The sequence below is a fragment of the Pseudomonas sp. MG-9 genome (genome assembly GCF_018729515.1).
GTDB classification, from domain to species: domain Bacteria; phylum Pseudomonadota; class Gammaproteobacteria; order Pseudomonadales; family Pseudomonadaceae; genus Aquipseudomonas; species Aquipseudomonas serboccidentalis.
Window position 1 is genome coordinate 722479 of record NZ_JAHHZH010000002.1, and the last position, 12951, is coordinate 735429.

Genomic DNA, 12951 nt, shown 5'->3' on the forward strand with positions numbered 1-12951 from the left:
TATCTGGTGTCTGTGCCGGCCTTATCGCGAGCAGGCTCACTCCTACAGGTGATCGCATTCCAATGTAGGAGTGAGCCTGCTCGCGATAGACCGCGCAGCGGTCTCAAATGCTTACAACACAATACTCATGCCGTCATACGCCACTTCAACATTGCGCCGCGCCAGCTCCGCACGCTCAGCCGAATCCTCATCGAGAATCGGGTTGGTGTTGTTGATGTGGATAAGCACCTTGCGCTGCTCAGGCAACTGCTCCAGCACTTCGAGCATGCCGCCGGGGCCGTTCTGCGCCAGGTGGCCCATCTCGCGACCAGTGCGGGTGCCGACGCCACGGCGCTGCATTTCATCGTCGTCCCACAGCGTGCCGTCCACCAACAGGTAATCGCTGCCGGCCATGATCTCCAGCAGGGGCGCGTCGACCTTGCCCAGGCCCGGGGCGTAGAACAGTTTGCCGCCGGTGTTGAGGTCTTCGACGATCAGGCCGATGTTGTCGCCCGGGTGCGGGTCGAAGCGATGCGGCGAGTAGGGCGGTGCGGCGCTGCGCAACGGCAGCGGGGTGAAACGCAGGCTCGGGCAGGCTGCCACGGTGAAGCTCTGGTCGAGTTCGATGCGGTTCCAGTTCAAGCCGCCGTTCCAGTGGGTGAGCATCTTGAACAGCGGGAAACCGGTGCTCAGGTCTTCGTGAACCATGTCCGTACACCAGACCTGATGCGGGCAGCCTTCGCGCAGGCTGAGCAGGCCGGTGGTGTGGTCGATCTGGCTGTCCATCAGGATGATCGCGCTGATGCCGGTGTCACGCAGGGCGCGGCCCGGTTGCATCGGGGCGAAGCTCTGCAGTTGCGCGCGGATGTCCGGCGAAGCGTTGCACAGCACCCAGTTCACGCCGTCATCGGAAATTGCGATGGACGATTGGGTGCGGGCCTTGGCATTCAGGCTGCCGTCGCGAAAGCCTGCGCAATTGACGCAGTTGCAGTTCCACTGCGGAAAACCGCCACCGGCGGCCGAACCCAGAATCTGGACGAACATGAACGCTCCCATCTTTCAACGCTGAAAATAAAACGCCCCGGCGAGCCGAGGCGTTGCACTGCAAGTCTGCGTAGGCAGAACTCAGCGGCTGGCGAAGTACATGGTGACTTCAAAGCCGATACGCAGGTCGGTGTAAGCCGGTTTTGTCCAGGACATGGGTGTCTCCTTCAGGGTGGGTGGGATAGCGCTGTCCATAGTTATAGTCCACGGCAGCGCAGGGATGTTCCAAATAGTTAGGCGGCTATGTTACTCAAAATTTCCAGGTGAATGCCCGTGAATCTTTGAGAAAGCTCCTTGCAGCCTGAGTAATGATCATTTTCCTGCTTGCCACGGCGCACCCGGTGACGCGCTGCTGGCCAGACAGCGCCAGCCGCCCTCGGTGCTGATCAAGCGTTGAGCTGCCGCCAGCAGTGCCGGGCGCTCCAGTTGCGCGATGGCCGCGAGCAGTTGCGTCAGATAATCCGACGAGTGACCGGCGAGCTTGGCCTGCCACAGCAACTCGGCGGCGTCCTTGGCGGACAGATTGCTCTCGTCGAATTGCTCCGCGAGTGACTGGCGCTGCTGGTTGAAGCTGGGGTCATCCAGGCGTTCGATAATCCCGGGAACGCTGGCGAGGAACTGCTGGATATGCCCGAGCAACGCCACTGGAGCAGCGCTGGGTGACTGCACGCCAAACAGCAATCCGGTCTGGCCGTGCATCTGGCGCAAGGCGCTGAACACCGCGTAACCCAATTGCAATTCGACCCGCAGGTGCTGATAGAACGGTGTCTGGCACAACTGTGCGAGCAGACGCCAGGCGGCTTCGTCGGCGATCTCGCGGCTCGCGGTCGGGCAGAACAGCAGCAGCGCATGTTCGCTGGAGGCCGTGTCGATGTGGCTCCATATCTTTTGAGTGTTGCTCGCTGACGGTGCGGGGATCAGGTTGTCCGGGATGCCGGGGATGCGACTCAGGGCCAGGCCCATGCCGGATTGGGTTTGCGCGCTGAGGCCAAGGGCCAGTCCGTCCCAGCGGGAAGTTGTCCACAGCTGTTTGGCGTCGTCCGAACTTGCCGCCGTTGGCAGGCAGCTTTCCGGCAATGCCTTGAGCAACTGGCGGATCGGGATCAGCGGCGCTTCTGGCTCCGCGTTCGCAGAATCGGCGTCAACTTGCGTCAGACATTTCAGCGCATGTTCCAGGACACTGGGCATCGGCTCCTGCAGGCCGGTCAGTTTCAGCAGCCATTGAGTCCCGCTGGCACTGAACGACAATTCGACCCCTGCCTGACGTGCGTCCTCCCGGGTTTCGCGCAGACTGCGTTGCAGCTTCCCGTGCAGATCGGCCGTTGCCGCTGCTTCCAACTGCCAGCGCAGGTAAATCGCCCCTTCGTCACCGCTGTCCGCCAAGGCCTGGCTGAATTGCATCGGCGAGCGTTCGCGGCGGCTGCGTGAGCGATCCTGAGCGAACGTGCGCAGGCCTCGGTGGGCGCTGGTTTGACCGCGAATCAGCCCGGCGTTGGCCAGCGGCTCGCTGGAACCGAGGAAAGGGTTGGCGGCAGGCAGGTGCCAATGCGCGCTGAAGTTATCCACAACACCGATGTCGCGCAGGATCTGTTTGAGGGCGACGACGCCGTTTTCCGACAAGCCGTGTCCGAGCTGTTCACTGTCGAACCGCGCCAGTTGCAGTGCGCCGCTGACCTGCTGCTGACGTTCAAGCAGCTTGGCGTACTCCTCGCGCAACGCTGCCCAGTCCTGCTGTGCAGCGAAGAAACTCAGCCAATCCAGCACCTGTTCGCCAACGACGTTCATGGATTCCGTCGGGGCAGTGAATTGCAGATGCAGCAAAGCTTGTCCGGCAAAGTGGTACAGCGGCGTGGCTTTCAGGCTGTCCGCGAGGTTCTGTTGCTGCAGATGTGCGAGCAGGCCGCCGGGCTTGGCGTTGTTCAGCCAGTGGCAGAGGAACGCCAGCGCCTCGATGGAGGCGTCGGGCAGCGCTTCGAACGCAAACAGCAGATTGCGGTGCTGCCCGCCGACCTGTTGATAACTTTTCACCTGCAGTGGCCGGGTTGCTGCCTGCGCAACGTTATTCCCAATCGGCAGCGCTGCGGCGAACTGCTGCGCCATTGCGCGCAATGCTTCGAGGTTTTGCGGCCCGACCAGGCTCAAAGTCATTTGGCCGCTGCGATAAAAACGCTGATGGAAATCCTTCAACGCCTGTTGAAACGTCGGTTGCTCGACCTTCAGGCTGTCGCGATTGCCTGCATGAAATCCGCGCAACGGATGCGCCGCCGGCAAACCCTCGTACAAGGAGAGTGCCTGCTGCGCCGTGGGATCCTGCGACCACGCGACAAATTCCGCGTCCAGTACTTCGCGTTCCCGCAACTGATCGTCCGGATTCATACGCGGGTGGGCGAGCATGTCTGACAGACGCTCAAGCCCGGCGCCGAAGGCCGAGGTCGGTAATTCAAAGAAGAAATCGGTGGTGCGCTCGCGGGTGCTGGCATTCACCTGTCCGCCATGACCTTGCACGTAGGCCATCAGCGCCTGATCGGCAGGAAAACGCTTGGTGCCGAGAAACAGCAAATGCTCAAGGAAATGCGCCAGCCCCGGCCACTCGAGCGGCACATCATGACTACCGGCAGCCACCCGCAACGCGGCGGCGCTGCGCTTCAAGCCAGGCACATGACGCAGGGTCACGCGCAGGCCGTTGGCCAGGGTTTCAGTGTGAGGGCGGGGGTGAGTCGGCGCAGGCATGGGCACTTCCAGAACAGTGAAGTGCCAATGCTAGCGGATTGCGTGGGGTCAGCGCTTGTTCAGTGCGTCGTAAAGCTCGGGGCGGCGATCACTGAGGTAGCGATTGGCGGCGCGTGAATCGACCATCAACTGTCGATCCAGCTCCCCGACGATCAGCGCTTCATCCAGGCCGGCCTGGGCGATACGGCTGCCGTCCGGTGCGGCGATGCTGCTTTGCCCGCAGTAGTGAATCTCGCCTTCCTGGCCGCAGTAATTGGCGTAGGCCACGTAGCACTGGTTTTCGAAGGCGCGGGAACGCACGGTCACGTCGGCGACGAAATCGAACGGAATCATGTTCGCCGTCGGCACCAGAATCAGCTCGGCGCCGGCCAAGGCCAGACGCCGCGCGTTTTCCGGAAACTCCAGGTCGTAGCAGATCAGGAAACCGAGCTTCCAGCCATTGAGCTCGACCAACGGAAAGTCATCCTCACCGGGGCTGAACATCGACCGGTCCAGATCACCGAACAGGTGGGTCTTGCGGTAATTGCACAAGCGTTCGCCGTGCGAATCGATCAACTGCACGGCGTTGTAGATCTGCCCGTCGGCGGTGCGCTCCGGATAACCGTACACAATCGCCAGCCCGGCGGCTTTGGCGATTCGACCGATCTGTTGCGCCCATTCGCCGTTGTAGACCTCGGCCAACGTACTGACTGCCTCGGCGCCGATGTTGTAGCCGGTCAGAAACATCTCCGGCAACACCAGCAGGTCAGCGCCCTTGGCCTCCATCGCCACTTGGTGCAAGCGGTGCAGGTTGGCGGCGGGGTCCAGGGGCAGCGGTGGACATTGGTAAAGGGCTACACGCATCTCGGATTCCTCTTACTCGGGCAGGGCGATAGGGCCGATGTCTTTGAACACATCACCCGGGCCTGGGTTCTCTTTATGTGTCGACCCGCCGAAATGCCTCATGATGCCCCACACCGCGTTGAGCGAAGTCTGCACTGCGCCTTCAACCCACGCCGGCGTCCACGATACGTCGTCTCCGGCGATGAAAATCCCGCGCTGTTCGGCTGGCATGTCGTCCTGCATGAAATGCGCGTACATGCGCTGGTTGTAGCGATAGTGGCCGGGCAGGGCACCTTTGAACGCACCGAGGAAGTACGGGTCGGCTTCCCACGACACGGTGATCGGGTCGCCGATGATCCGCGCAGCGATGTCGACTTTAGGGTAGATCTTCTTCAGCGCGTTCAACGCCAGTTCCACACGTTTTTCCACCGGGTGCGGCAGCATCTTCAGCGCGTCGCTCATCCACGAGTACGACAGGCAGATCACGCCGGGCTTGTCGTCGCCGTTGTCGAACAGATAGGTGCCACGGGTCAGGCGATCGGTGAGGGTCATGCTCATCAGGTCGCGGCCGGTTTCCGGATCCTTGTCCTTCCAGAACGGGCGATCGACCATCACGAAGGTCTTCGACGATTGCATGTAGCGCGTGCGGTCCAGCGCCATCCACATCTTCTGCGAGAACAGGGTTTCGTCGCATTCGATCTGGGTGGTCAGCAGCCAGCTCTGGCAGGTGGTCAGCACGGCGGCGTATTCGCGGGTGTCGCCGTTGTTGTCGGTGACGGCGAAACGGCCATCCGGGGCGTGGGCGATTTTCTTCACGCCGGAACGCGGCGCACCACGGTGCAGGGATTTCAGGCTGGTGCCTTCAGGCCAGTGCACGCAACGCTCCGGCACATGCCGCCAGATGCCTTGTGGCACTTGTTCCACACCGCCGACCACCAGGTGCTGGTGATCGTCGCAGTTGGTCATCACCACGCGGAAGATTTCCAGCATCGAGTTGGGGAAGTCCGAGTCCCAGCCGCCAGTGCCGAAACCGACCTGACCGAACACTTCGCGGTGATGGAACGACAACTTGGCGAAGGCCTTGGAGGTGGCAACGAAATCGTAGAACGTACGGTCGTCCCACAGCGGCACGAGCGTGTTCCACAGCTCCTTGAGGCGCGGCACATCGCGGTCGCGAATGGCTTGCTGGATATCGGAAAACTGCGAACCGGCCTCCAGTGCATCTGCCCAGGCGTCAGCCACTTCCTGGAACAATGCAGGAAGATCCGCCAGTTTCTGTGCGTAATGGGTTTTGCCTTCCAGATCGATCACCGTGCTGCCGGAGGCCGGTGTCAGCGGGTTAGGGAAAGGCTTGGTCTCGAGGCCGAGCTTGTCGACGTAGTGGTAGAACGCGGTAGAAGACACCGGGAAACGCATACCGCCCAGTTCCGCGACGATGCCGTCGGTGCCATTGAACGTTTGCGAACGCAGACGCCCACCGAGCTTCGACGCCTCATAAACCACCGGTTTCAAGCCGAGCTTCATCAGTTCGTACGCGGCCACCAGGCCGGCAATACCGGCGCCGACAATCGCCACTTCAGCGCCGTGATGGTGCTCAGGAATGCTGCCGAGACCGGCCGGATGTTCGATCCAGTCGTCGAAAGCGAATGGAAAGTCCGGACCGAAAATGGTGACGGGTTTCTTACCGTCTGCAGGATGGCGATTGTTCTTGTTCATGGCTGACCTTGCTGGCGACCCGACGCCGAATGCGCGTCTGAGTATAGGAAAAGATGCCAGCCATTCTAGGGAGCGTAGAACACGTTAATAAGACGCAAAGTGTCGTCGTTTTGATAATTAATCGATCAATATGACGATTGTTGACTACACACCGACCAAAATGTAGGAGCGAGCCTGCTCGCGAAGAGGCCCTGTAATCCACCCAAGAAGACCGGACACAACTTTAAACCGGCTGCCCCCGATCAATCTTGCTACTCAAAATGATCGACGTCGTCGTCTTCTCCACCCCGTCCACGCTGCCAATCTGATCCAGCAACTGGTCCAGCTGCTCCGGCGAATCGGTGCGCAACCACGCCACATAATCAAATTCGCCACTCACCGCACACAACTGCTGCACCTGCGCCATTGCACTCAAGCGGCGCAGCACTTCTTTGCCGGAACGCGGCTGCACCTTGATCCCGACATACGCCTGCAACCCGCCATCAACCACCCGCTGCCCCAGACGCACGCCATAACCGGTGATGACTTTGGCCTTTTCCAGCCGCGCCAGCCGCGACGTGACGGTGGTGCGCGCAATGCCCAACTGCCGGGCAAGCATGGCCACGCTCTCGCGGGCGTTGATCTGCAGAGCGGCGATCAACTGGCGGTCGATTTCATCAAGCACGGGTGGGCGGATGTCTGGCAAGGGGCGGCTCCATGGGGGGCGGGTCTTTGGGCGAGCATGTTACAGCCTCAACCGACTGGATATGGAAGCCCCTTATCGTAGTTGGGGTTAAACGCAGAAACGAAAAAGCCGCGCAATTGCGCGGCTTTCGAATTGGTGGGCCCACACGGACTTGAACCGTGGACCAAAGGATTATGAGTCCTCTGCTCTAACCAACTGAGCTATAGGCCCTCAGTAGGTCGCGGATTATAGCGATGGTTTCTCGGCTGTGCTATCCGAATAATCCGATACGGTAATACGCAGAAACGTTGCGGCGAATTCTTCCGCGGGCAGCGGCAGGCTGACGATGTAGCCCTGGATCTGTTCACAGCCCTCGGCAGCGAGGAATTGTTGTTGCGCCTGGGTTTCCACGCCTTCGGCAATCACGGTGAATTGCATACTCCGGCCGAGGGCGATGATCGCCCGTACAATCGCCGCGTCGTGGGGGTCGTCGGGCAGGCCGCGGACGAACGACTGGTCGATCTTGAGGATGTCCAGCGGCAGGCGTTTGAGGTAGCTGAGCGAGGAATAGCCGGTGCCGAAGTCGTCGATCGCCAGTTGCACACCCAGGTGTTTGAGCTGATGCAGCACCGCCAGTGCTTCTTCGGCCTGGCTCATGATGAAGTTTTCGGTAATTTCCAGTTGCAGTAAATCCGGCTGCAGACGATTTTCCCTGAGCAGTTGTTCGATGCGCCCGAGCAGATTCGGCTGGCGCAGTTGTGCGCCGGCGAGGTTGACCGACAGCGGGCCGAGGCTGTCGTAGATCTGGTTCCATTCGAACATCTGCCGGCAGGCGGTCTCGAGCACCCAGTCGCCGATCTGCAGGATCATGCCGTTCTCTTCGGCCAGCGGGATGAAGTGCTCCGGCGGCACCTCGCCAAAGGCCGGGTGGCGCCAGCGAATCAGCGCTTCGGCACCGACCAGACGATGGTCGTCGAGGCTGATCTTGGGTTGGTAGTAGAGGGACAATTCATCGCGTTCGATGGCCCGGCGCAGTTCGTGTTCCAGCGCTACGCGCTCGCTGGCCTGGGCGGTGAGGTCGCGGGTGTAGCTTTCGACGCGGTTGCGGCCCTTGGCCTTGGAGCGGTACATCGCCGCGTCAGCGTTTTTCACCAGCGTGGCAACGTCGCAGCCGTCGCGGGGGTACAGGCTGGTGCCGATGCTGGCGCTGATGAAAAACTCGTGTTCGCCGGCCTGGAACGGCGCGCCGAAGCAGTTGAGCAGTTTGGTGGCAATGTGATCGGCGTCGCTGGCCTGTTGCAGGCCGGGCAGCAGGATAATGAACTCATCGCCGCCCAGGCGCGCGACGGTATCGATGTCGCGCAATTGTTCCCTCAGGCGAACGGCAATGCCTTTGAGCAGCAAGTCACCGACCGGGTGCCCGAGGCTGTCGTTGATGTGCTTGAAACGGTCGAGATCGAGGAACAGCACGGCGCCCTGACCGCCGTTTTCCTGCTGGCTGTTCAGTGCGGTGAGCAGGCGACTTTCAAACAGCGTGCGATTCGGCAGGCCGGTGAGCGGGTCGTGGTGCGCCTGATAATCGAGCTTGGCTTGCGCGTGTTTAAGGCTGGAGATATCGGCAAACACCGCGACGAAGTGGGTGATGAACTTGTCGCGATTGCGCACGGCGCTGATGGTCAGCCAGCTCGGGTACAGCTCGCCGTTCTTGCGCCGGTTGGAAATCTCGCCCTGCCAGTGACCCTCGTCGGTCAACTGGTGCCACATCGCCGCATAAAACGCGCTGTCGTGCAGCCCCGAGGCGAGCAGGCGCGGGGTGTGGCCGAGGGCTTCGCTTTCGCTGTAGCCAGTGATTTCGGTGAAGGCGCGATTGACCGCGCTGATGTGCTGCTGGGTGTCGGTGATCAGCACGCCCTCGGCGGTGCTCTCGAATACGGTGGCCGCTTGCTGCAGTTTTTCCTGCATCAGATGGCGCTCGGTGATGTCCCGGGCGATGGTCAGCATGCAGTCTTCTTCGCCGATCGGTAGCGGTCGACTGGACACTTCGCACAGGCGAATCTGCCCGTCGCTGCGGCGGATATGGCAGGTGAAGTCGCGTACGAAGCCGTCGCGGTGCAGCAGGTCGAGCATCTGTTTGCGTTCGTTGAGGTTGACCCAGATCCCCAGGTCCAGCGCCGAACGATCCACCGACATCGCGCTGTTGAAACCGGTGATGCGGCTGAATCCCTCGTTGACCTCCAGCAGCAGGCCATCGCTTTGCCGTGACAGCAGCAAGCCGTCCGGCGAGGCGTGGAAGGCCTTGGCGAACTTTTCCTCGGACGTTTGCAGTTGCTGCTGGGTTTCCTTGAGCTGGGTGATGTCGCGCACCACCACCACCAGCGCCGGGGTGGTGTCGAGGTCGAACGGCTCGGCGGAGATCAGGCCGGTGAACACCTGACCGTTGCTGCGGCGAAAGGGCATCTCCAGGTTGCGGATACTGCCGGCCTGCAAGCGCTGTAACAGGCCCGGCCCGACTCCCGGAATGCCCCAGATGTTGAGCTCGGTGGCGGTCTGGCCGACGACTTCCTCGGCCTTGAGGCCAATCTGTTCTTCAAAGGCTTCGTTGACCTCCAGCAGGCAGCCGTCGGACAGCCGCGCGATCACCAGAATGTCCGGGCATTGCTGGAACACCGACGCGAACTTCTGCTCAGACAGGCGCAGCGCTTCTTCGGTGCGCTTGGTCTCGCTGATGTCGATCATCAGGCCGCGCATCACCGGTTCATGCCCGTGTTCAATCAGGCTGACGATGTCGCGCACCCACAGGCAGCGTCCGTCAGCGGTGATCACCCGATAGTCGAGCGTGTGATCGCGCCCTTCGCGCACCGCGTCATCACAAATGGTCTGGGCACGGGTCAGGTCGGCGGGGTGGATGATGTTGCGCCAGAAACCCGGAATCAGCCAATGCGCCTGTGGATAACCGAGCAGGTCTTCGGCGTGGGGCGACACATAGCTGTAGGTGAAGTCACTCATGCGCGCTTCCCAGGCAATGGCCGACAGGCTCTCCACCAGACCGCGGTAATGGTATTCGCTGCTGCGCAATTCCTGTTCGAGATCAACGCGCCGGGCGATTTCCGAGCTCAAGCGGCGGTTGATGCGAATGACCACCGCCAGGATGATCATCAGCAATACCAGCCCCGGCAGGCCGTAAATCAGCAGGTCTGACCAGAATGTCCGATGGTCCAGGACATTGCCGACCCAATGTTCCTGAATACTGCTGATTTCCTCCGGGCTCATGTCCGCCAGGACTTTGTCCAGAATGCCCACCAGCATTTTGTTGTCACGGGGCACGGCCATCGCCAACTGGTAGCGATACGGGGTTTCGCCGCTCACGTATAAGCCGTCGAGCTTGAGCTGGCGCAGGCTCCAGACGCTGGAGGCGAGATCACCGACCACGGCGTCCACCTCATCGGTGGCCAGGGCCTGCAATGCCGAGCTGACATTGGGCATCGCCACCAGATTCAAGTCGGGATGGTGGGTGCGCAGGAGTTCGTGGGGGGCATAGTTTTCCACCACAGCGATCTTCAGACCGTACAGGTCCTCGATTTTGCGCGGTTGCGCGCCGCCGATATGGGCGAGGATCACGATCGGGAAATCGAGGTAGGGACGGGTAAACGCCAGGTAGTTCTGGCGCTCGGGTGTGGACATGATCCCCGGCAGCAGATCGATCTTGCCGGTTTTCACCTGCGCCAGCACTTCGGTCCAGCTCGATGGCTCGACCGGGGTGAGTTTGACCGCCAGACGCTGGCGGATCACGTCGATGTAATCCGCGGCCAGGCCCTGATAGCGGTTCTGTTCATCGCGGAACTCGAACGGCGGCCACGAGGCATCGACACCCAGGCGCAAGTCCGGGTGAGCCGCGAGCCAGCTACGTTCTTCATCGGTCAGAGTCAGCGCGTTAGCCGTTGCGGTCCAGATCATCAGTGACAGCAAGAAAAGCACGGGCGCCAGTCTGGGCATAACCGTCTCGTTAGGGCACGGGATTCATTGCTTCGAGTGTAGACGGGGTATGCAGGGGAGGGGCGGTGCGAGGGATTTAATCTGCCCTATAAACAAAACCCCCGGCCTGGGCCGGGGGTTCTGGTATCACTCGTCGAGGAAGGAGCGCAGATGCTCGCTTCGCGTCGGGTGGCGCAGCTTGCGCAGCGCCTTGGCTTCGATCTGACGGATCCGCTCACGCGTTACGTCAAACTGTTTGCCCACTTCTTCGAGTGTGTGGTCGGTGTTCATGTCGATACCGAAACGCATGCGCAGTACCTTGGCTTCACGGGCAGTGAGGCCGGACAGCACTTCGCGGGTCGCTTCTTTCAGGCTTTCAACGGTAGCTACATCGATTGGCGACTGCATGGTCGAGTCTTCGATGAAGTCACCCAGATGAGAGTCTTCGTCATCACCGATCGGGGTTTCCATGGAGATCGGCTCTTTAGCGATCTTCAATACCTTGCGGATCTTGTCCTCAGGCATTTCCATGCGTTCGCCCAGCTCTTCCGGGGTCGGTTCGCGACCCATTTCCTGCAGCATCTGACGGGAAATGCGGTTGAGCTTGTTGATCGTCTCGATCATGTGCACCGGAATACGGATGGTGCGGGCCTGGTCGGCAATCGAGCGAGTGATCGCTTGACGGATCCACCAGGTGGCATAAGTCGAGAACTTGTAACCACGACGGTATTCGAACTTGTCCACCGCTTTCATCAGGCCGATGTTGCCTTCCTGGATCAGATCGAGGAATTGCAGGCCGCGGTTGGTGTACTTCTTGGCGATCGAGATCACCAGACGCAAGTTGGCTTCAACCATCTCTTTCTTCGCGCGGCGGGCCTTGGCCTCACCGATCGACATGCGACGGTTGATGTCCTTGATTTCTGCGATGGTCAGGCCGGTCTCGGTTTCCAGCGCGATCAGCTTCTGCTGGCAACGGATGATGTCCGGCTGCACACGACCAATGGCTTCGGCGTATTTGCTCTTGCCTTTGGCCAGGGCGTCGGACCAGCTTTCGTCGACTTCGTTGCCCGGGAACTGACGCAGGAAATCGGCGCGTGGCATACGTGCATCACGTACGCACAGTTGCATGATCGCGCGCTCTTGCTGACGCAGACGATCCAGGGCACTGCGAACACGCTCGACCAGGGCTTCGAATTGCTTCGGCACCAGTTTGATCGGCATGAACAGCTCGGCCAGTGCCAGCAACTCGGCAATCGCTGCCTTGTTGTTGCGACCGTGCTTTTTCAGGGCCTTGCGGGTGATTTCCATCTGATCGGACACAGCGCCAAAACGCTGGGCAGCGATGACCGGATCCGGACCGCTTTCGGCTTCTTCTTCATCATCCGAAGATTCGGCGTCATCGTCGTCGGTGTCGTCGTCAGCCTTGGCGGCTTTCGCATCGATCGGCGGCGGTATTTCGGCGGCTGGCGGCGCAATGCCGTCGTCCGGATCGATATAACCACTCAGCACGTCGGACAGGCGACCGCCCTCGGTGGTGACGCGAGTGTACTCGGAGAGAATGTGGTCAACCGTGCCAGGGAAGTGCGCAATAGCGCTCATCACTTCACGGATGCCCTCTTCGATACGCTTGGCGATTTCGATTTCGCCTTCACGAGTCAGAAGCTCGACCGTACCCATTTCACGCATGTACATGCGCACTGGGTCAGTGGTGCGACCGATATCGGTCTCCACCGCTGCCAACGCAGCGGCTGCTTCTTCCGCAGCGGCCTCGTCGGTATCGGCGTCGGCCAACATAAGGGCGTCCGCATCCGGAGCACTCTCGTGTACGGGGATCCCCATGTCGTTAATCATGCGGATGATGTCTTCCACCTGCTCCGGATCTGAAATATCCTCGGGCAGGTGGTCGTTGACCTCGGCGTAAGTCAGATACTTCTGCTCACGACCCAGTTTGATCAACTCAATAATACGAGACTGCTGTTGCGCTTTTCCGGACATAACACCCTATCCACTGAAGGTCTTGGCGG

The 12951-nt window shown here is 60.8% G+C and carries 8 protein-coding genes and 1 tRNA gene; all 9 read right to left on the minus strand.

Annotated features, from left to right (window positions below; all coding sequences use genetic code 11):
• Nucleotides 1-111: 111 nt before the first annotated feature.
• Nucleotides 112-1023, minus strand: coding sequence for a pyrroloquinoline quinone biosynthesis protein PqqB (gene pqqB / locus KKQ10_RS07960; RefSeq protein ID WP_215500729.1), 912 nt, complete (start codon nucleotides 1021-1023; stop codon nucleotides 112-114).
• Nucleotides 1024-1104: 81 nt separating this feature from the next.
• Nucleotides 1105-1179 carry a pyrroloquinoline quinone precursor peptide PqqA gene (pqqA, locus tag KKQ10_RS07965; RefSeq protein WP_003422658.1) on the minus strand — a complete coding sequence of 25 codons (75 nt, stop codon included), beginning with the start codon at nucleotides 1177-1179 and terminating at the stop codon, nucleotides 1105-1107.
• 156 nt (nucleotides 1180-1335) lie between these two features.
• Entirely contained in the window at nucleotides 1336-3753 is a 2418-nt protein-coding gene (pqqF, locus tag KKQ10_RS07970) for a pyrroloquinoline quinone biosynthesis protein PqqF (RefSeq protein ID WP_215500730.1), read from the minus strand.
• A 48-nt stretch (nucleotides 3754-3801) separates the two neighbouring features.
• Nucleotides 3802-4596 (minus strand): carbon-nitrogen hydrolase family protein, encoded by a 795-nt coding sequence (locus KKQ10_RS07975; RefSeq protein WP_215500731.1) that lies wholly within the window; start codon nucleotides 4594-4596, stop codon nucleotides 3802-3804.
• Nucleotides 4597-4608: 12 nt separating this feature from the next.
• The gene (locus KKQ10_RS07980) at nucleotides 4609-6291 is read right to left on the minus strand and encodes a flavin monoamine oxidase family protein (protein ID WP_215500732.1); all 1683 of its coding nucleotides are present in this window, start codon (nucleotides 6289-6291) and stop codon (nucleotides 4609-4611) included.
• 223 nt (nucleotides 6292-6514) lie between these two features.
• On the minus strand, nucleotides 6515-6976 hold the full coding sequence (locus tag KKQ10_RS07985; RefSeq protein WP_007910086.1) for an Lrp/AsnC family transcriptional regulator: 462 nt from the start codon (nucleotides 6974-6976) through the stop codon (nucleotides 6515-6517).
• 133 nt (nucleotides 6977-7109) lie between these two features.
• Nucleotides 7110-7186, minus strand: a tRNA-Ile gene (locus tag KKQ10_RS07990).
• Between the two features lie 15 nt (nucleotides 7187-7201).
• Nucleotides 7202-10948, minus strand: a complete 3747-nt coding sequence (locus KKQ10_RS07995) for a bifunctional diguanylate cyclase/phosphodiesterase (protein ID WP_215500733.1) — start codon at nucleotides 10946-10948, stop codon at nucleotides 7202-7204.
• 126 nt (nucleotides 10949-11074) lie between these two features.
• Nucleotides 11075-12922: an RNA polymerase sigma factor RpoD gene (gene rpoD, locus KKQ10_RS08000; protein ID WP_127647792.1), complete on the minus strand. Its 1848-nt coding sequence runs from the start codon at nucleotides 12920-12922 to the stop codon at nucleotides 11075-11077.
• Between the last annotated feature and the right edge of the window lie 29 nt (nucleotides 12923-12951).

Coding starts and splice junctions, on each gene's coding strand:
- KKQ10_RS07995 (WP_215500733.1), bottom strand. CDS start 10,948: ATGCCCAGACTGGCGCCCGTGCTTTTCTTGCTGTCACTGATGATCTGG.
- KKQ10_RS07975 (WP_215500731.1), bottom strand. CDS start 4,596: ATGCGTGTAGCCCTTTACCAATGTCCACCGCTGCCCCTGGACCCCGCC.
- pqqF (WP_215500730.1), bottom strand. CDS start 3,753: ATGCCTGCGCCGACTCACCCCCGCCCTCACACTGAAACCCTGGCCAAC.
- KKQ10_RS07980 (WP_215500732.1), bottom strand. CDS start 6,291: ATGAACAAGAACAATCGCCATCCTGCAGACGGTAAGAAACCCGTCACC.
- pqqB (WP_215500729.1), bottom strand. CDS start 1,023: ATGTTCGTCCAGATTCTGGGTTCGGCCGCCGGTGGCGGTTTTCCGCAG.
- rpoD (WP_127647792.1), bottom strand. CDS start 12,922: ATGTCCGGAAAAGCGCAACAGCAGTCTCGTATTATTGAGTTGATCAAA.